Source organism: Amycolatopsis coloradensis (assembly GCF_037997115.1).
GTDB classification, from domain to species: Bacteria; Actinomycetota; Actinomycetes; order Mycobacteriales; family Pseudonocardiaceae; genus Amycolatopsis; species Amycolatopsis coloradensis_A.
Window position 1 is genome coordinate 5,497,515 of the sequence record NZ_CP150484.1, and the last position, 25,601, is coordinate 5,523,115.

Annotated in this window: 24 protein-coding genes and 1 pseudogene; 14 read left to right on the forward strand and 11 right to left on the reverse strand. The window is 69.8% G+C overall.

Going from position 1 to position 25,601, the window contains the following annotated elements:
- The first annotated feature begins 150 nt into the window (after positions 1 to 150).
- Positions 151 to 621, forward strand: coding sequence for a MarR family winged helix-turn-helix transcriptional regulator (locus LCL61_RS25795; protein WP_340682106.1), 471 nt, complete (start codon positions 151 to 153; stop codon positions 619 to 621).
- 146 nt (positions 622 to 767) lie between these two features.
- Positions 768 to 2,375, forward strand: coding sequence for an ABC-F family ATP-binding cassette domain-containing protein (locus LCL61_RS25800; RefSeq protein WP_340682107.1), 1,608 nt, complete (start codon positions 768 to 770; stop codon positions 2,373 to 2,375).
- A gap of 50 nt (positions 2,376 to 2,425) precedes the next feature.
- Here the strand turns inward: LCL61_RS25800 and mshC are convergent, their stop codons facing one another.
- The 4 genes from mshC to LCL61_RS25820 all read right to left on the reverse strand — a co-directional run bounded on the left by mshC (position 2,426) and on the right by LCL61_RS25820 (position 7,874).
- Entirely contained in the window at positions 2,426 to 3,664 is a 1,239-nt protein-coding gene (mshC, locus tag LCL61_RS25805) for a cysteine--1-D-myo-inosityl 2-amino-2-deoxy-alpha-D-glucopyranoside ligase (RefSeq protein ID WP_340682108.1), read from the reverse strand.
- Positions 3,665 to 3,737: 73 nt separating this feature from the next.
- Positions 3,738 to 4,502 (reverse strand): MerR family transcriptional regulator, encoded by a 765-nt coding sequence (locus LCL61_RS25810; RefSeq protein ID WP_340682109.1) that lies wholly within the window; start codon positions 4,500 to 4,502, stop codon positions 3,738 to 3,740.
- A gap of 19 nt (positions 4,503 to 4,521) precedes the next feature.
- Positions 4,522 to 6,480 (reverse strand): VWA domain-containing protein, encoded by a 1,959-nt coding sequence (locus LCL61_RS25815; protein ID WP_340682110.1) that lies wholly within the window; start codon positions 6,478 to 6,480, stop codon positions 4,522 to 4,524.
- A complete protein-coding gene (locus tag LCL61_RS25820; RefSeq protein ID WP_340682111.1) occupies positions 6,477 to 7,874 on the reverse strand; it encodes a sigma 54-interacting transcriptional regulator in 1,398 nt (465 codons plus the stop codon). Before LCL61_RS25820 ends, LCL61_RS25815 begins: the two co-directional genes overlap by 4 nt.
- Positions 7,875 to 8,007: 133 nt before the next feature.
- Between LCL61_RS25820 and LCL61_RS25825 the strand changes: the two genes are divergently transcribed.
- The gene (locus LCL61_RS25825; protein ID WP_340682112.1) at positions 8,008 to 8,805 is read left to right on the forward strand and encodes a hypothetical protein; all 798 of its coding nucleotides are present in this window, start codon (positions 8,008 to 8,010) and stop codon (positions 8,803 to 8,805) included.
- A 4-nt stretch (positions 8,806 to 8,809) separates the two neighbouring features.
- Here LCL61_RS25825 and LCL61_RS25830 read toward each other — a convergent pair whose 3' ends face one another.
- Both LCL61_RS25830 and LCL61_RS25835 read right to left on the reverse strand, forming a co-directional pair.
- Positions 8,810 to 9,430 (reverse strand): VC0807 family protein, encoded by a 621-nt coding sequence (locus tag LCL61_RS25830; protein ID WP_340682113.1) that lies wholly within the window; start codon positions 9,428 to 9,430, stop codon positions 8,810 to 8,812.
- A complete protein-coding gene (locus LCL61_RS25835; protein WP_340682114.1) occupies positions 9,427 to 10,311 on the reverse strand; it encodes an alpha/beta hydrolase in 885 nt (294 codons plus the stop codon). Before LCL61_RS25835 ends, LCL61_RS25830 begins: the two co-directional genes overlap by 4 nt.
- Before the next feature lie 87 nt (positions 10,312 to 10,398).
- On the opposite strand from LCL61_RS25835, the gene LCL61_RS25840 reads away from it, so the two are divergent.
- The gene (locus LCL61_RS25840) at positions 10,399 to 10,980 is read left to right on the forward strand and encodes a TetR/AcrR family transcriptional regulator (RefSeq protein WP_340682115.1); all 582 of its coding nucleotides are present in this window, start codon (positions 10,399 to 10,401) and stop codon (positions 10,978 to 10,980) included.
- A 42-nt stretch (positions 10,981 to 11,022) separates the two neighbouring features.
- Here the strand turns inward: LCL61_RS25840 and LCL61_RS25845 are convergent, their stop codons facing one another.
- Positions 11,023 to 12,069: a ferrochelatase gene (locus LCL61_RS25845; RefSeq protein WP_340682116.1), complete on the reverse strand. Its 1,047-nt coding sequence runs from the start codon at positions 12,067 to 12,069 to the stop codon at positions 11,023 to 11,025.
- Between the two features lie 85 nt (positions 12,070 to 12,154).
- Here LCL61_RS25845 and LCL61_RS25850 point away from each other — a divergent pair, with 85 nt between their 5' ends.
- The 3 genes from LCL61_RS25850 (at position 12,155) to LCL61_RS25860 (ending at position 14,407) form a co-directional block, all read left to right on the forward strand.
- Positions 12,155 to 12,739 (forward strand): TetR/AcrR family transcriptional regulator, encoded by a 585-nt coding sequence (locus tag LCL61_RS25850; protein WP_340682117.1) that lies wholly within the window; start codon positions 12,155 to 12,157, stop codon positions 12,737 to 12,739.
- A gap of 73 nt (positions 12,740 to 12,812) precedes the next feature.
- A complete protein-coding gene (locus LCL61_RS25855; RefSeq protein ID WP_340682118.1) occupies positions 12,813 to 13,994 on the forward strand; it encodes a Cmx/CmrA family chloramphenicol efflux MFS transporter in 1,182 nt (393 codons plus the stop codon).
- 8 nt (positions 13,995 to 14,002) lie between these two features.
- Positions 14,003 to 14,407 carry a nuclear transport factor 2 family protein gene (locus LCL61_RS25860; RefSeq protein ID WP_340682119.1) on the forward strand — a complete coding sequence of 135 codons (405 nt, stop codon included), beginning with the start codon at positions 14,003 to 14,005 and terminating at the stop codon, positions 14,405 to 14,407.
- 122 nt (positions 14,408 to 14,529) lie between these two features.
- Here the strand turns inward: LCL61_RS25860 and fabI are convergent, their stop codons facing one another.
- Positions 14,530 to 15,297, reverse strand: a complete 768-nt coding sequence (gene fabI, locus LCL61_RS25865) for an enoyl-ACP reductase FabI (RefSeq protein WP_034306560.1) — start codon at positions 15,295 to 15,297, stop codon at positions 14,530 to 14,532.
- A 50-nt stretch (positions 15,298 to 15,347) separates the two neighbouring features.
- Entirely contained in the window at positions 15,348 to 16,052 is a 705-nt protein-coding gene (gene fabG / locus LCL61_RS25870) for a beta-ketoacyl-ACP reductase (protein ID WP_016334125.1), read from the reverse strand.
- Between the two features lie 191 nt (positions 16,053 to 16,243).
- On the opposite strand from fabG, the gene LCL61_RS25875 reads away from it, so the two are divergent.
- From LCL61_RS25875 to LCL61_RS25900, 6 genes are all read left to right on the forward strand, one after another.
- Positions 16,244 to 17,602, forward strand: a complete 1,359-nt coding sequence (locus LCL61_RS25875; RefSeq protein ID WP_340682120.1) for an MFS transporter — start codon at positions 16,244 to 16,246, stop codon at positions 17,600 to 17,602.
- A gap of 10 nt (positions 17,603 to 17,612) precedes the next feature.
- Entirely contained in the window at positions 17,613 to 18,281 is a 669-nt protein-coding gene (locus LCL61_RS25880; RefSeq protein WP_340682121.1) for a response regulator transcription factor, read from the forward strand.
- Positions 18,282 to 18,284: 3 nt separating this feature from the next.
- Complete coding sequence (locus tag LCL61_RS25885; protein ID WP_340682122.1) at positions 18,285 to 19,688, forward strand: HAMP domain-containing sensor histidine kinase; 1,404 nt, start codon at positions 18,285 to 18,287, stop codon at positions 19,686 to 19,688.
- Complete coding sequence (locus tag LCL61_RS25890) at positions 19,685 to 20,626, forward strand: TAXI family TRAP transporter solute-binding subunit (RefSeq protein WP_340682123.1); 942 nt, start codon at positions 19,685 to 19,687, stop codon at positions 20,624 to 20,626. The genes LCL61_RS25885 and LCL61_RS25890 overlap by 4 nt, the downstream gene beginning before the upstream one ends.
- Positions 20,627 to 20,726: 100 nt before the next feature.
- Positions 20,727 to 22,013 (forward strand): lipase, encoded by a 1,287-nt coding sequence (locus LCL61_RS25895; protein WP_340682124.1) that lies wholly within the window; start codon positions 20,727 to 20,729, stop codon positions 22,011 to 22,013.
- Between the two features lie 765 nt (positions 22,014 to 22,778).
- Positions 22,779 to 23,210, forward strand: a complete 432-nt coding sequence (locus tag LCL61_RS25900; protein WP_340682125.1) for a thioesterase family protein — start codon at positions 22,779 to 22,781, stop codon at positions 23,208 to 23,210.
- Here LCL61_RS25900 and LCL61_RS25905 read toward each other — a convergent pair.
- Positions 23,198 to 24,793 (reverse strand): alkaline phosphatase D family protein, encoded by a 1,596-nt coding sequence (locus LCL61_RS25905; RefSeq protein ID WP_340682126.1) that lies wholly within the window; start codon positions 24,791 to 24,793, stop codon positions 23,198 to 23,200. The two genes, LCL61_RS25900 and LCL61_RS25905, sit on opposite strands and share 13 nt — an antisense overlap.
- Before the next feature lie 111 nt (positions 24,794 to 24,904).
- Here LCL61_RS25905 and LCL61_RS25910 point away from each other — a divergent pair, with 111 nt between their 5' ends.
- Positions 24,905 to 25,366: a tRNA (cytidine(34)-2'-O)-methyltransferase gene (locus LCL61_RS25910; protein WP_037337394.1), complete on the forward strand. Its 462-nt coding sequence runs from the start codon at positions 24,905 to 24,907 to the stop codon at positions 25,364 to 25,366.
- An 89-nt stretch (positions 25,367 to 25,455) separates the two neighbouring features.
- On the opposite strand, the pseudogene LCL61_RS42675 reads toward LCL61_RS25910, so the two are convergent.
- Positions 25,456 to 25,581, reverse strand: a pseudogene (locus LCL61_RS42675) (AIR synthase-related protein); the annotation flags it as partial.
- Positions 25,582 to 25,601: the final 20 nt, after the last annotated feature.

A 25,601-nucleotide genomic window follows, 5' to 3' on the forward strand; every position in this document is an offset into this window, starting at 1 on the left:
ACCGATCCAATCTGAAAGATGTCTTTCGAAAGTCCTCTTTCAGATTCACAGGCGGCCAGCCGGATGTCAAGTACGCCCCGGATACCCTTGCCAGAGCAGTTGCTGCACCGGACAGCAACTGCATAGCTCAACTACTGACCAAGGAAGCACATGCCTGACCAGCGCGAACTCGCCACCGCGGCGGCTTTGGAGATCCCCCGGTTCGTCAGCGCGACCGTCCTGTTCCAGACGGCCATGGCGGAGCGGCTCGGGATCAGCGCCACCGAGCTGCACGGCCTCCAGCTGGTCATCAGCGGTGCCGCGACCTCGCCGACCGCGCTGGCACGGGCCCTCGGCATGACCACCGGCGCGGTGACCCGGATGCTCGACCGCATGGAGGAGCGGCGCCTGGTCGAACGCGTCCCCGACCCGGCCGACCGGCGCCGCCTCGCGATCCGCCCACTCCCCGACCGGCTCGACGATGTCGCCGCCCTCTACTCCCCCATGGCCCGCTTCTTCGGCGACCGCCTCGGCAGGCTCGACCGGCGCCAGCTCACCGCGCTTCTCGGCGTCATGACCGACGGGCGCGCGTTCGCCGAACAGGAGGCCGCTCGCCTGCGCTCCGAAAAGGGGGTTGACTAACGCTACACGGGTTGCGTTAGACTGCTCGCATCATGGACAACTGACATCGCACCTTCCCGCTCCGAGGCGGCTTCGGTCGAGCACCGCTCCCGTAAGCCATGAGGCCCGGCGGGGATCCCTCATGTCCGAGAACACGGTGATGTCGTATGTCTCTTTCCCTGATCGCCAAGGACCTCGTCCACTGCTACGGTGCCCGCGTCGTCCTAGACGGCGTAAACCTGACCGCTTCGGCAGGACAGCGGCTCGGACTGGTCGGCGAGAACGGCGTCGGCAAGTCCACGCTCCTGCGGTTGCTGGCCGGGGTCGAAGAGCCGCACGGCGGTGAGGTGCTGCGAGGCGACGACGTCGGATTCCTCTTGCAGGAGCTGCCTTTCCCGCTCACCGCGCGGTTCTCCGACGTCATCGACGACGCGCTCGCCGAGATCCGGCAGGCGTCGGCGAGGCTCGACGAGCTGACCGCGGCGCTGGCTCGGCAACCGGACGACGCCGCCGTGCTCGACGAGTACGGCACCGTCCTGGAATGGGCCCAGGCGCACGACCTGTGGGACGCCGGCCGGCGAGCCGAGGTCGTGTGCGCGGGTCTCGGGCTCGCCGGGATCGACCCGGCGCGCGAACTGGGCACCCTGTCGGGCGGGCAACGGTCGAGGCTCGGCCTCGCGGCGTTGCTGATCCGGCGGCCGGGCACACTCGTCCTGGACGAGCCGACGAACCACCTCGACGACGCCGCGATGGAGTTCCTGGAGCAGCATCTCGCCTCGCTGACCGGTGTCCTCGTGCTGTCGTCGCACGATCGCGTGTTCCTCGACGCGGTGTGCACCGACATCGTCGACCTCGACCCGGCCCTGGGCGGACCGACCCGGTACGGCGGCACGTATTCCGACTACCTGGACCAGAAACGAGCCGAACGGGCGCGCTGGGAGCAGCGCTACGCCGAGGAACAGGACGAGCTGAAGGAACTGCGTGAATCGGCGGCCGTCACCGCGCGCAACGTCGCGCACGACCGGCCGCAGCGCGACAACGCCAAGATGCTCTACGACTTCAAGACCGGGAGGGTGCAGAAACAGATCTCACGCCGGGTCCGCAACGCCCAGCTGCGGCTGGCCGAACTGGAGCGCGACCAGGTGCGAAAACCGCCCGCGCCGCTGCGCTTCCAGGGCGAGCTGACCGGCGAGCCCGGAGAGGGCAAGGCGGCGATCTCCGTACGGGACATCGAGATCGCCGGACGGTTGCGGCTGGCGACCTTGGACGTCACCACGACGTCGAGGCTCCTGATCACCGGCGGGAACGGTGCCGGGAAGTCGACGCTGCTGTCCGTCCTCGCCGGCTCGCTGACGCCCGACTCCGGCACCGTCCTTTCCGGACGCGGCGTGCGGATCGGCATGCTGGCACAGGACGTCGTGTTCGCCGAGCCGGAGAAGACCGCGCAGCGGACCTACGCCGAAGCCCTCGGCGAGGACGCTCCCCCGTTGCGCGGCCTGGGATTGCTGGCCCCGCGCGATCTCGGGACCCGGGTGGGCGCGTTGTCGGTCGGGCAGCGGCGGCGGCTCGCGCTGGCGTTGCTGATCGCCGATCCGCCGGAGGTGCTCCTGCTGGACGAGCCGACGAACCACATCTCGCTCACCTTGGCCGAGGAGTTGTTCACCGCGCTCGATTCCGCGCCGGGTGCCGTCGTCATCGCGTCGCATGACCGGTGGCTGCGGCGCGATTGGGCGGGTGACCACCTCCGGTTGGAAGTCGGGCGCGTCGCCGTGTAGGGCGTTATACACACTGCCGGGGCGGGAACTTCCCGCCCCGGCAGTGTTCGTCAGAGCTCGATACCGAGCAGCGCGTCGACGGCGTTCCGGATCAGCCCGGGCGCGGCCGGGTCGGTGCCGGAACGGGTGAGCGCCTGCTCCGCCCAGGCGTCGACGGCCGCGAGCGCCTTGGGCGTGTCGAGGTCGTCGGTCAGGCGGTCACGCAGGCGCGCGACCGTGTCCTCCCCCGCCGGGCCGGTGCCGAGGGAGACGGCTTCGCGCCAGCGCGCGAGGCGCGCTTCGGCGTCCGCCTGCAACTGCGCGGTCCACGGCCGGTCCTCGCGGTAGTGGCCGGCGAACAGCGCGAGCCGGATCACGCCCGGGTCGACCTTGTCGGCCCGCAGCCGCGAGACGAACACGAGGTTTCCGCGCGACTTCGACATCTTCTCGCCGTCGAGGCCGATCATCCCGGCGTGCACGTAGTGCCGCGCGAACGGCCTGTCCCCCGCGACGGCTTCCGCGTGCGCGGCGCTGTACTCGTGGTGCGGGAAGATCAGGTCCGAGCCGCCGCCCTGGACGTCGAAGCCGAGGCCGAGCCGGTTGACCGCGATCGCACTGCACTCGATGTGCCAGCCCGGCCGTCCCGCGCCCAGTTCGGACTCCCACGACGGTTCACCCGGCCGCGCCATCCGCCACAGCAACGCGTCGAGCGGGTGCCGCTTGCCGGGACGGTCCGGGTCGCCGCCGCGTTCGGCGAAGAACTTCGCCATGGTCTCGGCGTCGTAGTTCGACTCCGAACCGAAGTGCCCGGTCGCGTTGTGCTCGAAGTAGATGTCCGGGTACTCCGCGTCGTCCGCGCGGTACGCGCTGCCATTCGCCACCAGCTTGGCGATGACCTCGACGATCTCCGGGATGCTCTCGACCGCCCCGACGAACTGCCGCGGCGGCAGCACCCGCAACGCGGTCATGTCCTCGCGGAACAGCGCGGTCTCGCGCATGCCGAGGACGACCCAGTCGTCCTTGTCCCGCTCGGCGCGCTCCAGCAGGGGCTCGTCGATGTCCGTCACGTTCTGCACGTAGTGGACGTCGTGCCCGGCGTCCCGCCACAGGCGGTTCACCAGGTCGAATGTCAGGTACGTGGCGGCGTGCCCCAGATGGGTGGCGTCGTACGGCGTGATGCCGCAGACGTACATCCGGGCGGTCGACCCGGGCGCCGTGGGGCGGATCTGCCCCGTCGCCGTGTCGTGGAGCCGCAGCGGACGGGGGGTGCCGGGGATACGGGGCACGTCGACCGATGACCAAGTCTGCATACCTCGACTGTAAGCGGAGCCGCCGCGCCGTTCCCGTCCGGTGGGAGAGCAACACGGCGGAGTAATCGATTCGCTATCCCCCGCCCCGTTCGGCGTTCGCGTGGACGGCGTCCCGGATGTACTCGCCGAGGCCCGGTCGCTGGTCCGGCTCACGCACGAGGAAGCCGAGCTGGACCGGCTCGGTCGCGTACAGCTTGGCGAGCTCTCGGTGCGTCGCGAGGTCGCAGTCCCCCATGAACGCAGAGAGCATCCGGCGGTGCTCCTCGGCGAGGTCCATCGCCTCACGGCTGCCCGCGGGCGCGCCGGAATCGAAGACGGCGAGCAGCCGCCGGACCCAGTCCTCCCGGACCCTCTCCGCCTCGATCCATTCCTGCTTGGTCCGCGGCACGGCGGCCGCCCGCCAGTGCGGGGTGTCACCCCACCGGCGGACGGCTTCCTCCGCGTAGCCCTCCGGCTCGCGGAACTCGCCGAAGACCTCGAATCGCTCCTCCGGGGTCAGCGCGGCGCCGGCCTCCTTCGCCGCGATCACCCGCTCGACGGATTCGGCCATCCGGGTCAGCTCGCCGATCCGGTCGGCCAGCAGCGCCCCCTGGCGCCGCAGGTGCTCCAGCGCGTCGACCGCCGGGTCGTCGATCACCTTCGCGATCGTCTCGAGGCCGAACCCTAGTTCGCGGTAGAACAGGACACGCTGCAGGCGGTCGAGGTCGTCGTCGCTGTAGCTCCGGTACCCCGCCGCCGTCCGCCCGCTCGGGCACAGCAGGCCGATCTCGTCGTAGTGATGCAGCGTGCGCACGGTGACCCCCGACAGCGCCGCGACCTTCCCGACCGAGTACCCCATCGGGCCAGCGTAAGCGAGTTCAGCGCTTCCTGGTCCGCAGGTAGTCGCCGACCACGGCGGCGCCGAGCCCGTCCAGATCCGGAGCGACGACACGGCCGCCCGAGCGGCGCGCGATGAGGTCGACGAACTCGGTCAGGCGTGGATCGTCCCCAAGCCGGAACACCGTCACCGACGCGCCCAGCTTCGCCATCCTGTCCACTTCGGACAGGGTTTTGAGCAGGGTCCTCGGCTGGGGTGGGTAGTCGAACTCCGCCGTGCCGTCGGGCTCGAGATGTGCCGTCGGCTCCCCGTCGGTGACCATCAGGACCACCGGCTGCGCGTCGGGGTGCCGCCGCAGATGCCGTCCGGCCAGGAGCAGCGCGTGATGGGCGTTGGTGCCCTGTTCCCAAGCGCCCTCCAGGCCCACCAGCTCGGCCAGTTCGACCGACGTCGCGTAGCGGCCGAAGGTGATCAGCTGGAGCGCGTCGTTGCGGAACCGGGTGCTGATCAGCTGGTGCAACGCGAGCGCCGTCCGCTTCATCGGCAGCCAGCGCCCCTCCTGCACCATCGACCACGACGTGTCCACGAGCAGCGCCACCGCCGCGCGCGACCGATGTTCGGTCTCGACCACCTCGACGTCGGAGACGTCCATCCGGACCGGCCGCTCGCCCGCCGAAACCGAACGCAGGACCGCGTTGCGGACCGTCCTGGAGACGTCCCACGGCTGCATGTCCCCGAACCGCCACGGCCTGGTGGCGCCGGTCGGTTCGCCCGCGGCCCCGGCGGACTCCGTCTCCCGCTGCCCCGTCTTGCCGCGCAACGCGTGCACGACGTCGGCGAGCGCAGTCTCCCCCAGCCGCCGTAAAGCCTTGGGCGACAACCGGAGCGTGCCATCGGGGGCACGTTCGAAGAGACCTTGGCGCCGGAGTTCGCGTTCCAGTTCGGACAACCGCCGCGCGTCGACGCCCGCGTCGGGTCCGAGCTGGCGTTCGAGAGCGTCGACGTCGATATCCTCCAGCCTCGCGCCGGGGTAGGACTGGCCGAGCTGTTCGGCCAGCGCGTCCAGTTCGGCGAGATCGGACATCGCCCGGGCGCCTTCGCCGAGACCGAGCGGGTCGTCACCCCGGAACCGTTCCGACGACGTCCAGTCCTCGCCCGGCCGCAGCGCCCGCAATTGAGCGTCCAAAGTGGACAGCTGCTGCGCGAGCCGAGGGTCGCCGAACGCCTGCTGCGACAGTTCGGCCAGTTCGGCCCGCTGTTCCGGCGTCATCGAGTTGAGCATCCGTTGCGCGGCCGCGGCGCGAGCGGCGAGGACATCGATCAGCTCTTCGACGTTCTTCGGGTTCTCCGGGAAGAACTCGCCGTGCTCGCGCATGAACTCCGCGAACCGCTCCGGAACGTCCTCCCTGCCTTGCGCGTGCGCGGCCAGGAGTTCGTTGAGGTCGGCGAGCATCCGGTTCGCCCGCTCGGCCTCTTCCGGCCCGGCGTTCCGCAGCGCCTCCTTCATCCCCTCGAAACGGGAATCCAGCAGCTCACGGCCGAGCAGATCACGGATCTTCTCGTAGTTCTCCCGGCCTTCTCGCGAGCGCCAGTCATACTCGGCGAGTTCGCGCACGGCCGCCGCCGTTCCCGGCGGCAACGCGTCCAGCTGTGCCTCAAGGAAGCGGGCGTCGTCGTCCGGATCGGGGAACAGCTCGCGCCGCTCGGCCTCCAGCGCCCGGTCGAGCAACCGCTGGACCTCCTGGAGCGTGCCGTCCAGCCGGTGCCGCCGCTGGATCTCCGACCGGCGCTGCCAGAGCCGCCTGGTCAGTTCGTCGAGCCCGGCGGTGCGCGGGGTGCCGCGGCGCAGCAGTTCTTCCAGCGCGGACCGGGGCGAAGCGCCCGCCATGACGTCGCGGCCGATCTCGTCGAGCGCGTCCCGCAGGTCCGCCGGCGGCGCCAGCGGATCGGGGCCGTTGTCCCACGGCCCGTACGAGTAGCCCTCCGGGACGGCGCTCATCGGCCGTAGACGGTCGTCGAGTCGTCGGAGTCCTTTGCGAGTTTCCTCGACAGGAACAGGGATTCCAGTGCCAGTTCGACCGCGGCCGCGATCCGCCCGGCCGGTTCGTCCGGACCGACGCCGGCGCGTGCGGCGACGTCGTGGAGCACGGGCAGTTCCGGCAGTGCGGCGAGGACGTCCTTGCCGGGAACGCGTTCCCCGGTGGCGACCAGATGCCCGGACTCGACGGCGTCGGCCAGCGGCAGCAGGTCCAGGCCGGCGAACCGCGAACGGGCCGTCTCCGCGACCGCCCGGCGCAGCAGGTGCACGAGGTGCTCGGTCTCGCGTCCCTCCTCCCCCGGCTCGAATTCGAGCTTGCCGCGCAGGACGCCGGGGACCGCGTCGAGGTCGACCGGACGCGCCACGGCGGGTTCCTCACCGGTCAGCGCGGACCGGCGCAGTGCCGCCGCGCCGACCGTTTCCGCCGCGGCGACGGCGAACCGGGCAGAGACACCCGACCGCTGGTCGATCACCGGCGACTCGCGCAGGTTCCGCACGAACCGGGCGAGCACCTCCAGCAGCGGCTCGCCGACTTCGGCGACCAGCTGGGCCTCCTGCCGGACGACCGCGATCTCCGCCTCGACGTCGAGCGGGTAGTGCGTGCGGATCTCGGCGCCGAACCGGTCCTTGAGCGGGGTGATGATGCGGCCGCGGTTGGTGTAGTCCTCCGGGTTGGCCGTCGACACCAGGAGCACGTCCAGCGGCAGGCGCAGGGTGTAGCCGCGTACCTGGATGTCGCGCTCCTCCATCACGTTCAGCAGCGCGACCTGGATGCGCTCGGCGAGGTCCGGCAGCTCGTTGATCGCCACGATGCCGCGATGGGCGCGCGGGACGAGTCCGAAGTGGATGGTCTCGGGATCGCCGAGGCTGCGGCCTTCCGCGACCTTCACCGGATCGACGTCACCGATCAGGTCACCGACCGAAGTGTCCGGTGTGGCCAGTTTTTCCGTGTACCGCTCGTCGCGGTGGCGCCAGGTCACCGGCAGCGCGTCGCCGAGTTCGGCGGCACGGCGGCGCGATTCCGGGGTGATCGGGTCGAGCGGATGCTCGGCAAGCTCGGCGCCCTCGATGACGGGCGTCCATTCGTCGAGCAGCCCCGCGAGGGTGCGCAGCAGACGGGTCTTGCCCTGGCCTCGTTCGCCGAGGAGGACGACGTCGTGCCCGGCCAGCAGCGCGCGTTCCAGTTGCGGCAGCACGGTGCGCGAGAACCCGACGATCCCTGGCCAGGCGTCTTCCCCGGCGCGGAGCTTGGCGAGGAGGTTCTCGTGCAGTTCTTGTTTGATCGACCGCGGCAGGTGACCCGCCGCGCGAAGGTCCCCGGCGGTCCGGGGCAGGTTTGCGGGAACATCGTTCACCCGTTCGACGCTACGTCGCGAGCCTGGTCCCTGTCGACGTGAAGCAACTCCAGCTCCGGCGATCGCGAACGGCAAGCCTGGGTTAACCCTCCCATAGCCGGGTTTCGCCGAAAGCACGACTAAAATCAATCCGGTGTGCCGTCCTAGTGCGACCCTCGCGGTCTGGTCTTCGGCGTGGCTGAACGGAGCCGCCGCCTCCGACGACGTCCTTGACGCCCTGCAGGTCTGGGGCGAAGCCCATGACTTCGTCGCCGCGGACGCGGCGGCCGCCGAAGCGTTCGACCTGCCACTCGCGTTCAACCGGGCCGCGACCCCGGTCCAGCTGCTGCTCGCCCTGCGCGCGCAGGGTGCCAAGAGCATGCAGCTGCTGCTCCCGGTACCCGGCGACGTCCGGGGCCTGGGTGGCGGCGGGCCGTTCACGGAGGCCGCGCTGCGGATCGGAGAGGCCGTCCTGCTGCCGGACCTCGGCTACGGCGTGGTCCCCGAGGCGATCGCCGAGGGGCTCATGCGGTGGACGGTGTACTCGGTGCCCATGCCAGGTGTCCTCGAATACCGCCCGCTGGGTGAGGCCGAACACGGTCTGACCGACGCGATCCGCGCGAGTGCGGGCGCGTTGCAGGCGCTGGACGTCGCCAGCGAGCGGCCAGGGGTGCGGGCGGAACTCTCGGCGCGGCTGCGGGCCGCCACCGACGCGCCCTGGCCCGCCGGGATGCCCAGCCGGGCGCTGCGGGTACTCCAGCGTTCCCAGGAGATCGCGGCGATCCTCGCCATCGCCGAATCCGACGACCCGGGCGGCGCGCTCTCCTCGTCGGCGGCGCTCCGGCGGGCGGAGGCGCTGCGGCCGCTGACCGAAGCGGTCCGCAACGCCCGCTACGCGGCGATCAACGAAGCGGTGCGAGTGTTCGCCGAACAGGCGGACAGGCACCCGTAGCGGTTCACGTGGTCACTGTGTGCTTTTTCTGGACTTTCTCGGCATAGCGTACGGACCACAGCGAAAGCCCGCCGATGACGGCGAGAAGCAGGACCACGCTGAGCGCGTTCATCACGTCGGCCGACAAGGTGTACACCAGCGGCACCCGGATCGCGGCCTCCAGCAGCAGCGCCACTCCCCACACCGCCGACATCCGGGTGAACGCCCGCCGGAACTCGGGAACCTCGTCGCCGAGCCGGTCGATCTCCGCGCGTTTGGCCGCGCTGGAGCCTGCCCGCACGGCGACGAGCACCATGGGCGTACGGCTGAAGCAGCTGAGCAGCAGGACGATCGCGGCGGTCGCGGTGGCGAAGGATTCCTTCAGCAACAGGAATTTCGCGTCCCCGGTGACCAGCGAAAGCACCAGCCCGACCCCGAGCACACCGGCCAGCAACGCGGCGAAGCCGTCGAAGGACCGGTCCCGGACGGCGACCCACACGATCCGGGCCGCCGCCACCCCCGCCCCGGCCAGCAGCGAGACCTGCTCGCTCTGTCCGGCGAGCCGGAGCCCGTAGTAGGCGGCCAGCGGGAGCGCGACGTCCCAGAGCAGCAAGGACAGCGTGGGGTTCTTGGCGCGCGCGGTCACGAGTCCATCTCGCACTCGGACAGGAACTTCAGAACACGTGCGTTGACCTCGTCCGCCGCTTCCCCGGCGATGGCGTGGGTCGCCGAGGGCCACAGTTCGACCTGACCTCGCGACAGGAACTCACGGGCGCGGGCGGCCGCCCGTTCCGGGTGGTGGATGACGCTGCGCCCGGCGATGAGGGCGAGCACGGGCATCCGCACGGAGCGCAATTGCTCATCGGTGAACAACCTGGGCGACGGCAGGGCGATGCGGTAGGTCCGCATCCCCTCGTCGATCACCCGCGCGACCGGATCCGCGGCGTCGACTTCCGCGCCGCCGGAGATCCAGTCGAGGAACGACGGGCGGGTCCATCGGTTGATTCCGGGAATCGCGGCGAGCGTGGAGCGGAAGACCAGTCCCGCTGTCAGACCGCCGAACGTCAGCACGGGGTCGATCACGGTGAGCGATTTCAGCCGTTCCGGTGCCCGCACGGCGAGGTTGGTCGCGAGCCAGCCACCGAACGAGTACCCGATCAGGTGCACGGACGGCAGGTCGAGCTCGGCGAGCACCGTGCTCAGCCACGCGGCCTGGTCCGCGGCGTCGCGGATCGGGGCGGTCTGCTCGCTGCGGCCGGCTTCGCCGATGAGGTCCACCGCGAAGACCTCGCCGTGCCCGAGCAGCGCGGTGAGGTTGGGTTCCCACATCACCGCGGTCCCCGCGCGGCCGGGCAACAGCACGATCGGCGTCGCACCCGGCTCCCCGAACCGGTGCACGCGCGCCACCCCGAACGCCGTCCGGACATCGTGGATCCCGGTCGGCGCGGGCAAGGCCGCCAAACCTCGTTCGTAGACGGCCTCGTACTCGGCGCGCGCCTCCGGCGAGGCGAATCCGCCCACCTTCATTCTCACCCCTCCTTTTTACGGTACGATCGGATTATAACCAGTTGGTGAGAAGTTTGCAATCCGATCGGACTGCCAAAAGGAGTACGAGTGCCCAAACGAGTCGATCACGAGGACCGGCGGCGGCAGATCGCCGCGGCCGTTCGCCGCATCGCTGCCGACCGGGGGCTCGAAGGAGTCAGCCTGAACGAGGTCGCGGCCGAAGCCGGTATCTCGAAGGGCTCCGTCCAGCACTACTTCGCGTCGAGGGACGAGATGCTGCGCTACGCGACGACCACCCTGCGAGGTGGCATTGAGGAGCGCATCGCCACCCCGTCCGAGCCGCGGGTCCGAGACCTGCTCATCGCCCTGCTCCCCTTGGACGAGGCAGGCCGGGACCACGCGCTCGTCGCGAACGCCTTCGTGGTGCGCGCGCTCAAGGATCCGGAGATCGCCGGCCACTTCCGGACCGGGCACGGCCAGCTCCGCGACGCGGTGGCGGCCCTGCTCGTCGCCGGCCAGGACGCCGGCGACCTCCTGCTCACCGGCGACCCGGCCATGGAGGCCGACCTCCTGCTCGCCCTGGTGGCCGGTCTGGGCGACGCGGTGCTGCTCGGCTACCAGACCGGCGACGAGGCCATCGCCCTCGTCGACCTCCACCTGTCGAGGATCGCCGCTTCTCGTGAGCGGTAAGGACGGTTAGAACCGTCCTTACCACTCACGAAGCCTGGGCGCTCAAGGGCGAGCAGGCCTCTTCGCGGGCTCGCAGCATCCGATCGCGCAAGGCGCCCCGTTGACCGTGCACCCGGCCGCCGGGAACGGTGACAGCTTCCGCGCCGGCAGCCCCTCGGTGTGTTCCCGAACCAACTCCACGACGAGTTCGGCGAAGCGCGGGTCGGTGTCCGGCGTCGCGGCGCGTGCGAAGCCCATGCCGTGCTCCGCGGCCCGCTCGGCGGCCTCGTTGTCGAGGTCCCAGATCACCTCGAGGTGATCGGAGACGAAACCCACCGGGCAGACGACCACCGAGGTGACACCTTCCGCGTGCAGCGCGTCGATGTGGTCGACGATGTCCGGCTCCAGCCACGGCACCTGCGGCGGGCCGGAGCGCGACTGCCAGACGACGTCGTAGGTCTCGATCCCCGCTTCGGCCGCGACGAGGCGCGCGGCCTCGGCGATCTGGCGCGAGTAGCGCCGTCCGCCTTCCGACGGCGGGCCGGACGCGGCGTCGGCGGACTCGGGCACCGAGTGGGCACAGAACACCGTGCGGGTTCCGGGCCGGTTCCCCAGTTTCGCGTGCGCGGCGCGAACGGCGTCGGCGAAGGCTGCGATGAACAGCGGGTGGTCGAAGAACTGCCGCAGCTTCACCAGTTCCGGCGCGCCGTCGCCGACCGCCGCGCGGGCACGCTCGATGTCCTCGTCGTACTGACGGCAGGCGGAATAGCCGCCGTACGCGCTCGTCGGGAAGACCAGGACGCGCTGAGCGCCCGCCTCGGTGATCTCGGCGAGGGTGTCCTCGACCATCGGCCGCCAGTTGCGGTTGCCGAAGTGAACGGGCAGGTCGATCCCGGCGGCCGCGAGTTGCTTCTCCACCGCGGAGATCGCGTCCCGGTTGAGCCGGTTGATCGGCGAGACCCCGCCGAAGTGCTGGTAGTGCTCGGAGACCTCGAGCAGGCGTTCCCGGGGGACCCCACGGCCCCGCGTGACGTTCTCCAGGAACGGCATCACCTCGTCGGGCCCCTCGGGACCACCGAACGAAAGCCAAAGCAGCGCGTCGTAACCCACCCTGCCATCTTGCCGCTATGGCGCCCCGCACGCTGACCCGGCCCATTTTGAACCGATCGATCCAAAACCTGGTACGGTCATTTCCATGGCCAGGCCGAAGGAATTCGACGAGCGCGCCGCGATCGGGCGCGCCATGGACGCGTTCTGGACACGCGGCTACGAGGGCACGTCGACACAGGCCCTCTGCGAAGCCACCGGTTTGGGCCGCAGCAGCATCTACAACACCTTCACCAGCAAGCACGAACTGTTCATGCGCGCGCTCGATCACTATGCCGATCGCGGGATCGCGGCCAGGACGGCCTTGCTGGAGGAATCCGGGACCGGCGTCGAGCGATTCCGTGCCCTGTTCTCGTACACGATCGACGAGGAGGTCGCGCACCACGGACGAGGCTGCCTCGTGGTCAACACGGTGGCCGAATTCGGCGGGCGCGACCCCGAGATCAAGGCGCGGATCGAGGCCGACACCCGGCGGCATCTCGCTCTTCTTTCGGCCTGCGCCAAGGAAGGGCAGCTCGACGGGACGATCGACGACGATCGCGACCCCGGCGCGATCGCCGAGTTCGCGCACAGCACCGTCGCCGGCCTCCGGCTGATGTCCCGCCGAGGCGCCGACCGGGCGGCCATGGAGTCCGTCGCCGCCATCGCACTGGACGCGATCGCCGCGAAGTAAGACCTCGAACGAATCCCGTGCCTAACGCTGGCCACATTTTGGACTGATCGATACAAAACTGGAGGGACTTCCCGTGCCTTTGGCAGTCTGCGTACTCGGACTGAGCGTGTTCGCGCTCGGCACGTCCGAGTTCATGATCACCGGCCTGCTTCCGGGGATGGCGGCCGATCTGAACGTCGGCATCCCGGAGGCCGGGCTGCTCATCTCGGCGTTCGCGATCGGCATGGTCGTCGGCGCTCCCCTGCTCGCGATCGCGACGCTGCGGGTGCCGAGGCGCGCCACCCTCATGGCCTTGCTCGTCGTCTTCGGCGTTTCGCACGTCGTCGGCGCGCTGGGCTCGGGGTACGCCCTGCTCTTCGCGACGCGTGTCGTCAGCGCGGTCGCCTGCGCCGGATTCTGGGCGGTCGCGGCGGCCACCGCCGTCGCGCTGGTGCCGGTCGAGCGCCGTGGCCGCGCGCTGGCCATCCTGGTCGGCGGACTCACCGTCGCGAACATCGCCGGCGTCCCCGCGGGGACCTTCCTCGGCCAGCACGCGGGCTGGCGGGCGGCCTTCTGGGCGGTCACGGCGCTGACCGTCGTCGCGTTGATCGGGGTCTTCGCCCTGGTCCCGGAGACCCAGAACGGTGCGGACAAGGCCGACGTCGCGACCGAACTGCGGCTCTACCGCGGCGGCCGGTTCTGGCTGGCGCTCGGCGTGATCGCGCTCGCGCAGGCGATGATCTTCGCGACCTTCAGCTACCTCGCGCCCTTGCTGACCGAGGTCGCCGGGCTGCCGGATAGCTGGGTGCCGGGAGTCCTGTCGCTGTTCGGGCTCGGCGCGCTGATCGGCATCACCGTGGGTGGCAGGCTCGCCGACGCGAGGCCTTTCGCGACCCTCTACGGCGGCCTCGCCGTCGCCCTGCTCGCCCTGGTCCTGCTCGCGATCTCCGGCCCGGCGACCCCGGTCGCGATCTTCGCCGTGTTCCTGTTCGGCGTCGCCGGATTCGGGGTCAATCCCGCTTTGAACGTCCGCGCCTTCGCCGTGGCGGGCAACGCGCCCACGCTCGTCGGCGCGAGCACGACGGCCGCGTTCAACGTCGGCAACACCCTCGGCCCGTGGCTCGGCGGCGAATCGATCGACGCCGGTCTCGGCTACCCCAGCGTCGCGTGGGTGAGCGTCGGGCTCGGGGTCGCCACCGTCGTCGCGCTCACCTTCGCCGCCGGTGTCCAGCGCACCGACGACACCCTCCTGCTCCGCGAACCCGTCACCCAGTAAGGAGAATCATGTCCGAAAGAACCCGATCCATCCTTGACGAGTTCTTCCGCCGAATGTCCACAGGGGACACCGACGGAGCCACGGAACTGTTCGCCGACAGCGTCGCGTGGGACATCCCCGGTGCGACCGAGCTGGTCCCGTGGATCGGCCCGCGCCGGAATCCGGCGGAGATCCGCGAGTTCTACGACCTGCTCGACAAGGGCCTCGTCAAGGACCGGTTCGACGTCGAACGCGTCCTCGCCGACGGGCCGCACGCCGTCGCGATCGGCCGCCTCCGCTCGACGATCCGCAGCACCGGCAAGGTGATCGAGACGGCCTTCACCATCGAGTTCGAGGTGAACGACGACGGCCGGATCACCAAGTACCTGATGCTCGAGGACTCGTGGCACGTCGCGAACGCCGTCCTCCCCTGACACGCGTGAAGGCCCCCTTGCCTCGTCCATCCATGCCCCCGCCGCCGCCCTCAACGGACGCGCTGGCGCGCGGCAGAACTGAACTCGACCGAGGGAAGGGGGCCTTCACGCGCAATTGCGACCTAGATGCCGAGAGCGTGCACTCCGCCGTCGACCATGATCATCGAGCCGGTGGTGGCGGGCAGCCAGTCCGACAGCACGGCACAGACGGACTTCGCCGTCGGGTCCGGGTCGGAGCTGTCCCAGCCGAGCGGCGCGCGGTCGCCCCAGCCCTCCTCCAGCTCGGAGAAGCCCGGGATCGACTTCGCCGCCATCGTCTTCATCGGACCGGCGCTGACCAGGTTGACCCGGATACCCTTCGGGCCGAGGTCGCGAGCCAGGTACCGGTTCACCGACTCCAGCGCCGCCTTCGCCACGCCCATCCAGTTGTAGACGGGCCACGCGACGCGCGCGTCGAAGTCCATGCCGACGATCGACGAGCCGCGTGAGAGCAGCGGCAGCGTCGCGACGGCGAGAGCCTTGAAGGAGTACGCCGAGACGTCGACGGCCACCTTCACGTCCTCGCTCGGGGCGTCCAGGAACGGCGCGCCGAGGCAGGACTGCGGGGCGAACCCGATCGAGTGCAGCACGCCGTCGAGCCCGTCGACGTGCTCACGGACGCGGTCGGCGAGCGAGTCGAGGTGCTCCTGGTTGGTGACGTCCAGCTCCAGCACCGGCGCCTCCTCGGGGAGACGTTTGGCGATGCGCTCGACGAGCGACAGCCTGCCGAAGCCGGTGAGCACGACCTTCGCGCCCTCCTGCTGCGCGATCTTGGCCGCGTGGAACGCGAGCGAGGCGTCGGTGATGACGCCGGTGATCAGCAGGCGCTTGCCTTCGAGCAGTCCTGGCACGGGACCTCCAGTCCGGAGTGGTTTGCGATCGGTACGGGAAAACGGGGACGTCAGTGGCCCATGCCGAGGCCGCCGTCGACCGGCAGCACCGCGCCGTTGACGTAACCGGCCTCTTCGGAGGCGAGATAGCGGACGGCGGCGGCGATCTCCGACGGCTCGGCGTACCGGCCGGAGGGAACCTGGGCGAGGATCTCCTTCTTGCGGTCCTCGCCGAGCTCGTCGGTCATGTCCGTGGCGACGAAGCCCGGCGCGATGACGTTCGAGGTGATGTTGCGCGAGCCCAGCTCACGCGCCAGCGAACGAGCGAGACCGACGAGGCCGGCCTTGCTCGCCGCGTAGTTGACCTGCCCGGCGGACCCGGTGAGCCCGACGACGGACGAGATGAAGATGTAGCGGCCCCACTTGCCGCGGAGCATGCCGCGGGAGGCACGTTTGGCGACCCGGTACGCGCCGGTGAGGTTGGCGTCGACCACGCGGGTGAACTGCTCCTCGCTCATGCGCATGAGGAGGGTGTCGTCGGTCATGCCGGCGTTCGCGACGAGGACCTCGACCGGGCCCTGGTGCTCCTCGACGAGCTTGAAGGCGGCGTCGATCTGCTCGGCGTCGGTGACGTCGGCCTGCACCCCGAAGAGGCCCTCGGGCGCGCCGGAACCGCGGTGCGTGATCGCGACCTTGTGCCCCTGCGCCGCGAGGTCCTTCGCGATCGCCAAACCGATGCCGCGGTTGCCGCCGGTGACCAGTACCGACCGTCCCACAGAGCTCTCCTCGCCTCGTCCTGTCGCACTGACGGCACTGAGGTTATCGGCTCGCCAGGTTCACGCCCGAGCCGCGCCACCCCTACCTCCGGGTAACCGCGACCGTCCTAAGCGGATGTTAGGAACCGCGCCGAAACCTTGCCCGGTCGTCACGGATTGTTCACCGTGAGCCGGAACACAGGAGGTCAAAGATGACAACCCGGATCGGCGCATCCTCGCCGCCCGTGAGCGAGAGGCGAGTCGTCGGCAACGTGCTGCGCGGCTCCATCGGCAACCTGGTCGAGTGGTACGACTGGTACGCCTACGCCGCTTTCACCACGTACTTCGCCAAGTCCTTCTTCCCCACCAAGGACACGACGGCGGCTTTCCTCGGTACCGCGGCGGTCTTCGCCGTCGGCTTCCTCATGCGACCGCTCGGCGGCTGGATGCTGGGCCGGTTCGCCGACCGCTTCGGGCGACGAAGCGCACTCGTGCTTTCCGTCACGTTGATGGCGGCGGGGTCGCTGATGATCGCGCTGACGCCGACCTACGCCACGATCGGGATCGCCGCGCCGATCCTGCTGCTGGTGGCCCGGCTCATCCAGGGGCTCTCGGTCGGCGGTGAGTATTCGACCTCCGCGACCTATCTGTCCGAAGTGGCCACTCCGGGCAAACGCGGCTTCTATTCCAGCTTCCAGTACGTCACGCTGTACGGCGGCCAGTTGCTGGCGCTGGGTCTCCAGCTGCTGCTGCAGGCCATCCTGACCGAACAGCAGCTGACCTCGTGGGGTTGGCGGATCGCCTTCGTCGTCGGCGCGCTCGCCGCCGTCGTGGTGATGGTCCTGCGCCGCGGGATGGACGAGTCGGCCAGCTTCGAGGAGACCAAGGCGTCCGGCACCGGCAAGGACGCGGGCGACAAGGGCACGCTGCGCGCGCTGATCAAGTACCCCAAGGAGATCGCGCTCGTCGTCGGCCTCACCCTCGGCGGCACGGTGTCGTTCTACACCTTCGCCACCTACAGCCAGAAGTTCATGGAGAACACCGCGGGTATCCCGCGCCGGACGGTCACGCTGATCCTGTTCTGCGCGATCCTCGTCGCCGCGATCCTTCAGCCGTTCGCGGGCAAGCTGTCCGACCGGATCGGCCGTCGCCCGCTGCTGATGTTCTTCGGGATCGCGGGCACCCTGCTGACCGTCCCGATCATGACGCTGATGGGCGGCACCAAGGAACCCGTGCTCGCCTTCCTGCTGATGCTGGCCGGACTGGTGATCGTCACCGGGTACACCTCGATCAACGCGATCGTGAAGGCCGAGCTGTTCCCGACGAAGATCCGCGCCATCGGCGTGGGTCTCCCCTACGCGCTCACCGTGGCGATCTTCGGCGGAACCGCCGAGCTCATCGCGCAGGCGCTGAAGGGCGCCGGTCACGAATCGGTGTTCTTCTACTACGTCGCGGGCTGTGTCCTGGTCTCCCTCATCGTGTACGGCACAATGCGGGAAACCTCGAAGACCTCGGAGCTGGACAAGAAGAAGCAGCCCGAGCCCGAGCTCGTGTCCGGCCGCGAAGGCTAGGCGGGAAGGTGTGGCCGTGCGGGTGCTGCTCGTCGAGGACGACGCCGGTGTCGCCGACGCGCTCGCCGAGGCGCTGCAAACGCGCGGCCACACCGTCTCCCACGCGATCCGCGGCAGCGACGCGCTCCACCGGCATCGCGCGGCCGACGTGATCCTGCTGGATCTCGACCTGCCCGACATGCACGGGCTCGACGTGCTCAGGAAGGTCCGGCAGGTCTCGCCGGTGCCGGTGCTCGTGCTCACCGCGAGCGGGGACGAGCGGTCCGTGGTGCGCGGGCTGCGGCTCGGCGCCGACGACTACCTGACCAAACCCATCCGCCTGGCCGAACTGCTGGCGCGGATGGACGCGGTCGTGCGCCGCGCGGCCGTCTCCGCCGCACCACAGGACGGCGTCGTCCGTATCGAGGACGTCGAGATCGATCTCGGCGCGCGGCGCGTGCTGGTCGGCGGGAACGACATCGGGCTCACCGCCAAGGAGTTCGCCGTCCTGGCCGTGCTCGCCGCCCGGCCGGGCACGGCGGTGAGCCGCCAGCAGCTCATGGACGAGGTCTGGGGCGACGCGTACCTCGCCGTTTCCCGCTCCCTCGACGTGCACCTGACCCAGCTGCGCGCGAAGCTCGACAGGCCGGGACTGCTGACCACGATCCGCGGTTTCGGCTACCGGCTGGGCCGGGACTGAGCGGTGCGCACCCGGCTGGTGGTCGTCCTCGTCGCGCTCGCGCTGACCGTGGTCGCCGCGTTCGCGATCCCCCTGTTCGGGTCGACCGCCGCGCAGCGCACGCAGCAGCTCGTGATCGCCCGCAACGCCGACGTCGACCGGTTCGTCGTCCTGGCGCAGCAGGCCGTCGACGCCGCCGACCCGACCGCGCTGGCGGTCGACGCCGAGCGGTATTCGTCGTTATACGGCGAAGCGGTCGTGGTGGTCGATGCCCGCGGGGTGCCGCTGGTCGAAACCGGCGGGATGACGGCCGCGGAACCAGTGGTCCGCTCGCTCGTCGAGGCCGCACTGCGCAATCAGCCCGCGAAGGGGCCAGAACAGCTGAGCCCGTGGTCGGCGGATCCGGTCCATTTCGCCCGTCCGGTGGGCACCGGGACCCGGGTGGCCGGCGTGGTGGTGCTTCGGGCGTCGGTGACCACGGCGGCGGCCGACGTCGCCGCCCGCTGGGCCGCGATCGTCGCGGGCGCGGTGCTGGTCGCGGCGGTGTTCGTGGTGCTCGCGGTACTGCTGGCCCGCTGGATGGTGCGGCCGCTGCACGAACTGGAGACCGGCGTGCAGGCGGTGACCGAAGGCCATCGCGCGCAGGTCCCCGACCGTGCCGGTCCCCGTGAGCTGCGTTCGCTCGCGACGTCGTTCAACCGGATGTCCGATGCCGTCGTCGAGGCGTCCGAACAGCAGCGGCGGCTGGTCGCGGACGCGTCGCACCAGCTGCGCAATCCCATGGCCGCCTTGCGGTTGCGCGTGGACTCGCTGGCCGCGCAGGTCGACGGGGACGGCCAGCGGGCCTACCGGGCGACCGTCGCGGAGGTCGAACGGCTGGAGTCCCTGCTCGACGGCCTGCTCGCGCTGGCGCTCGCGGAAAGCGCCGCGACCCGACTCGCCGCGGGTGAGTCCGGCGACGAACCCTGCGACCTCCCGGCCGTGCTGGCCGAACGGGTCGACGCGTGGCGTCCTTCGGCCGAAGACGCGGGAGTGAACCTCGCCGCGGCGGAAGGCCACGACGAACCTGTGCCGGTGCGGTGCACGGAAAGCGAGCTGGCCCAAGTCCTGGATGTCCTGCTGGACAACGCGGTGCACTACGCGGGACGCGGCGCGACGATCACCACCGGCTACGAAACCGGAGACACGACGGCCACGGTCTTCGTGTCCGACAACGGTCCCGGACTGTCCACAGAGGACCGCGAACGCGCGACCGAACGGTTCTGGCGCGCCGGTGGCGACGGCGCTCCGCGCGGAACGGGCCTCGGGCTCGCGATCGCGAGCCAGCACGTGCTCGCCCGGGGTGGGAAACTCGAACTGCGCGAAGCGAAACCACATGGGCTCGAAGTCCACGTCGAACTACCTCTCGCGACTGGGGAAACGCCGTGACCGTCACCAGGCGCACCGCTCTCCTGGCCGGGCTCGCGACGCTCGCGGGCTGCTCGACCGCGGGTTACCGGGGCCCGGAACGCGAGGTCGTCATCGCGGCGGGCGAGAGCGGCGGTTTCTACCTCGCCTTCGCGGAACTGCTGGCCCAACAGCTGAACCTGGCGGAACCGCGGCTGCGCGCGACGGCCGTCGCCACCGAGGCCAGCGTCGAGAACCTGCGGCGGTTGCGGGACGGCCGGGCGGATCTCGGACTCGTCCTCGGCGACGTCGCCGAGTCCGCTTTCGCCGGCGCGGAGCCGTTCTCCGTCCCGATCGCGTTCTCGGCCATCGGCCGTGTCTACGAGAACTACCACCAGCTCGTGGTCCGGGCGGACGGCGGGGTGCGCTCGCTCGCCGATCTGACCGGGCGGCCGGTGGCGATGGGCGCGAGCGGATCCGGCGTCGCGGTGTTCAGCACACGCCTGTTCGCCCGCGCCGAAGTCCCGGTGAAGGCTAAGAACCTGCTCTTGGGGGAAGCGATCAACGCGCTGGCGGCGCACGAGGTCGACGCGCTGCTCTGGTCCGGCGGGATCCCGACCCCCGCGCTCACCGAACTGAACCGGACCACTCCGATCACCCTCCTCCCGCTGGACGCTCATCTCCCCGCCCTGCGCGCGGGCCACGGCCCGGTGTACGACCAGGTCCTCGTGCCGGCGCAGGCCTATCAGGGGGTCGGTGAGCTGCGGACGATCGGCGTCGCGAACCTGCTGCTGGCGGCTCCTTCACTGCCCGATGACGTCGCGGCGGCGGTGACCCGGGTGCTGGCCGGGCACGCCGCCGATCTCGTCCCGGCGGCCGCGGTGGGAACCCAGTTCCTCGACGTCCGGACGCTGATCGGCACCGGCAAGGTGCCCCTGCATCCCGGAGCCGCCTCGGCCTACCGTGCCCTGCACGGGTGATCCGGGCTCCATCTTCAGAGGGATGCGCGTCGCACCGGCGCGCTGCCAGGGTCGGAACCAGGCGGCCGACGGGCCGCCCCGATCCGGAAGGACTCCAGCAGTGTCATCGAGACACACCAGGGTGGTGCGGGGTTCGGCGCTGATCGCGAGCCTCGCGCTCGCGGGCGGACTCGCCACGGCGGCCCCCGCCGTCGCGGCCGACCAGGCCAGACTCACCGCACCCGCCCTCACCGGCCACTACGAGGTCGGCACGACCGACCTCCATCTCGTCGACCCGTCCCGACCCGATCCGTGGAAACCGGAGCGGCGCCGGGAACTCATGGTCACCGTCACCTATCCGGCGGACCGGTTCGCCGACGGACCGCGCGCTCCGTGGCTCACGCCCGGCATCAGCGGTGTCATCGACCAAGCGTTGTCCGGCGAGGACTACCTCGGCCTCCCTGTCGGCTCCATCGACTGGGCGTCGGCGAAGCGGCGCGCCGAGATCGGCGTTCCCGTGGCGCTCGGCGCGCCCAAGCCGGTCGCGCTCTTCTCCCCCGGTTTCGGCGGGCCGCGGGAAACGTACTCGGCGATCGTCGACGATCTGGCCAGCCGCGGCTACGTCGTCGTCTCGCTCTCGCACACCTACGAGAGCGCCGCGGTCGAGTTCCCCGGCGGACGGCTCGAAACTGCTCTTCCGCCGGGCGAGGGACCCGAGTTCATGAAGAAGGCACTCGACGCCCGGGTCGCCGACAGCCGGTTCGTCCTCGACCAGCTGGCGAAGATCACCCGTGGCGAGAATCCCGACGCGGAGAAGCGGCATCTCCCCCGCGGCCTCGGCTGGTCACTCGGCCTGTCCCGGGTCGGTGCCTACGGGCACTCCTACGGCGGGTTCACCGCGGGCGAGACGATGGTCCACGACCGCCGTGTCGACGCGGGGATCAACCTCGACGGCGCCATGGCGACCGCGTTCGGCTACCCGCCGGGCAGTGCCTACGTGCCCGGCGAAGTCACGAAACGCGGTCTCGACCGGCCGTTCCTGCTGATGGGCGCCGAGGGCGTCGACGAGAACGGGAAGCCGCTGGAGCACACGCACCGGCAGCCCGAGTTCGATCGCAGCTGGGCGGACTTCTGGGCAAACCAGCGGGGCTGGAAGCGAGACCTGCTGCTGCGCGGCGGGAGCACGCATATGGCGTACAGCGATCTGCAGGTCGTGGTGCCGCAGCTCGGCTCGCGCGTGGCGCCGGAGAAGCGTGAGGCGGTCATCGGCACGATCGATCCCCGTCGTTCGCTGGCCGCGCAACGGGACTACATCGGCGCGTTCTTCGATCTGCACCTGAAGGGCCGTGACCGGCACCTGTTCGAGGGCGAGTCGCCGCGCCACCCGGATATCGATTTCATCGACTGAGCCACGCGAAGGGTTCCTTCCCTCAAGCCACAGGGTCCGGCGAAGTCGGCTATCCGCTGGTCACGTGGGTGTTGGAGGGGCCTCGTCACAGTGGCCTGCGGCCGTACCCGATTCGAGCGTTTTGCGAAGGGGTCGTGAGTGACAGGGAGGGGTAAGTCAAATGTGGCGTGACCGAGCCTCTGCGATGAAGGACCCCTTCACTGGGTCAAGGCAGAGAGGCGGCCTTCGCGGTGTGGTTCTGGACTGGCCGCCAGGGAGTCAGCCGCGCCCTGAGTGTCCACAAGGGACGCTTTCCGGCGACGAAATGTCTGCTTCATAGGCCATATGACCGGTTTGGCAAGGGGTCGTGAGCGGCAATTAGGGTTCTAACCCTCTTTGCCACTCACGACCCCCTCGTCAAACCGCACAAATCGCTCAACTCGTACACCGACACCGCGGAAACTGTCCCTTATGGACAGTCAGGAAGATGTCTCGTCGGCGAGTCCCGCTCCTGCCGCCAACTCCGGCACGCCACTATTGCCTTACCCCTCGATAGAACCCGAATCGCCACTCACGGCCCCGATCGAAAACCGTACAGATGAGCATCGAACGGACATCACCTGTCAGCTGGCGTCCTTTGCGGACACCGCCCGTTCAAACCCTGTCTTCTGCCCCGTTCGGACGTCCAGTTCGCATCACCAAGAGCGACACCGGCCGGCGTTCATGCGGCTTTGCCGAGCCCCTGCCCCAAGCCAAGGGAAGGAGCCCTTCACGTAGGTTGGAACCGTGACGGAGCCACGGAAACCGATCGTCGAAATGCCGCTGCGCGTGCGCTACCACGAGTGCGACGGGCAGGGCATCGTGTTCAACGCCAACTACCTCGCCTACGTCGACATGGCCATGTTCGAAATGGAGAAAGCCCTCTTCGGCTCGCACCAGGAAGCGCTGGCCCGCGGCGTCGACATCGTCGTCGCCGAGTCCAACCTCCGCTACCGCGCGCCCTGCCGCTACGACGACGAACTGGTCGTGGCCGTGTACCTGAACCACCTCGGCACGACCTCGCTGGTCATCGACTTCGAGATCACCCGCGGCGGCGACCTGTGCACGGAAGTGAAGACCCGCTACGTCTTCGTCGACCCGAAGACGCTCAAGAAGGCGGCGCCACCCGCGCCGGTGCGCGAGGTGTACGCCGCCCTCCTGCCCGCTCAGGCGGACTGAACGCCGGGTCGACGGTCTTCGACGACGTAGCTGGCGCGCGTGCTGATCGGCGCGCCGGGGGTGTTGACGAACGGCACCACCCGGAAGTCGCTCCGCCAGCGCTGCCGGTTGACGTTGACCCGGACGTACCCGCGCTGGCTGTTGAAGAACTTCATGTGCGGGTTGGCCTTCAGCAGGTTCTCACCGCCGGGCGTCATGTCGGCGCCGTTACCACCGCTGGTGATCGACGTCCCGACGAACTCGCTCGCCACGGTGGGCGAATCCGGGTCGGCGAAGTCGCGCTTGAGGTCCCAGGCGTAGTTCTGGTGCCTGTCGCCGGTGATGACCACCAGGTTCCGCACCCCGCGGTCCTGCGCGGCGGCGAGCACGCGGTCTCGGTCGGCGACGTAGCCGTCCCACGGGTCGAGGTAGACGTTCGTCGCCTCGCCCGCGTCGGTGTCGGTCTGGCCCATCGGCGCCTGGTTGCCGAGGATCTGCCACCGCGCACGGGACCGGGAGAAGCCGTCGAGCAGCCAGTTCCGCTGCTCCGAGCCGAGCAGGGTGCGGTTCTCGTCGAACCGTTCCGTGCAGTTCGCCGACTGGCCGTCACCGCACGGCTGGTCGTCGCGGTACTGACGGGTGTCCAGCATGGTGAAGTCGGCCAGTGTTCCGTAGCTCAGCCGCCGGTGCAGACGCGCGTCCGGGCCCTTCGGCAGCTGGGCGATGCGGTACGGCAGGTGCTCGTACATCGCCTGGAACGCCTCAGCCCGCCGCTGCCGGAACACCGCGCGGTCCTGGTCCGGTTCCTTGTCGATCTGCGAGATGTCGCCCGCCCAGTTGTTCTCCACCTCGTGGTCGTCGTTGACGTGGATCCACGGGAAGGCGGCGTGCGCGGCCATCAGCGGCGCTTCGGATTTGTAGAGCGCGTACTGGAGCCGGTAGCGGGCCAGGTCGAAGGTCTCGCCCTTGAACTGCGGCCCCACCGGCGTTCCGCGGCCGACGCCCGTGACGCCGCTTTCGTAGAGGTAGTCGCCCAGGTGCACGACCAGGTCGAGGTCCTCGGCCGCCATGTGCTCGTACGCGGTGAAATGCCCGGCCTCCCAGTTCTGGCAGGACGCGAACGCGAAGTTCAGCTCACGCGGCGACGACCACGCGACCGGCGCCGTCCGGGTGCGCCCGACCGGGGAGATCTCACCGCCCGTGCGGAAACGGTAGAAGTACTCGTGGTCCGGTGCGAGGCCGTGGATCTCCGGGTGCACGGAGTGACCGAGTTCGGGCGTGGCGACCACGGATCCCCGGCGGATCACGGCGCGGAAGCGCTCGTCCAGCGACACCTCGTACTCGACGCGGACCGGCGTCCGCGGCATACCGCCGAAGCCGTCGGCCTCGTAGGGCTTCGGCGCGAGCCTTGTCCAGAGCACGACACCGCCGGGCAACGGGTCACCCGACGCGACTCCGAGGGTGAACGGGTTACCGGCACCGCTGGCGAGCGGCATCGCGCCGGCGGCGTTCCAGGCACCGGTCCCCAGCAGGACTGCGGCCGCGCCGGCGGAGCCATATCCGAGGAAGCGACGCCGCGACAGGGGGTGAGGGAGCGAAGGCATGAAGCCCTCCTGTGGTGGGATGGTCACGGGCGGGCCTCATGCTCGTCCGGCTTGATGGCCACCCGGCCGCGCTCAGGCGAAGCGCCCGTGAACGAAAGACGATCAACCCTCGTGTTCCGCATCCTGTTCTACCGCCCGGAAATCCCGCCCAACACGGGTAACGCGATCCGCTTGACCGCGAACACCGGCTGCGAGCTCCATCTGGTGGAGCCGCTCGGTTTCACGCTGGAGGACAAGCAGTTACGGCGCGCGGGGCTCGACTACCACGACCTCGCACGTGTCCACGTCCACGCGGATCTCGACGCCGCCTGGGCGGCGCTCCTCCCGGCGCGGGTCTACGCGTTCAGCGCTTCGGCGACGCGGCTGCACACCGACGTCGCGTACGAGCCCGGTGACGTCCTGATGTTCGGGCCGGAGTCGGCGGGGCTGCCCGCCGAGATCCAGGAATCCCCGCAGGTGACCGACCGGGTGCGGCTGCCGATGCTGCCGTCGAGCCGGTCTCTGAACCTCTCGAACACCGCTGCGATCAGCGTGTACGAGGCTTGGCGGCAGAACGGCTTCGCGACTCCCTGAGACGCAGCCCCACTGCGATGAAGGGGCCTTTTCCAAGTCATGACAAGATTTGCTTTTTCAGTCACAGTGGCAACCACAACCGCATCGATATTTTCTTTGGCACATTCAGCGATGAAGGCATCCGCATCTTGAGGTCGAACCACAACGGACATGCGTTCTTGTGATTCAGAGATAGCAATTTCAGTACCGTTGAGCCCCTGGTATTTCAAAGGCACTTTATCCAAGTCAATTTCCA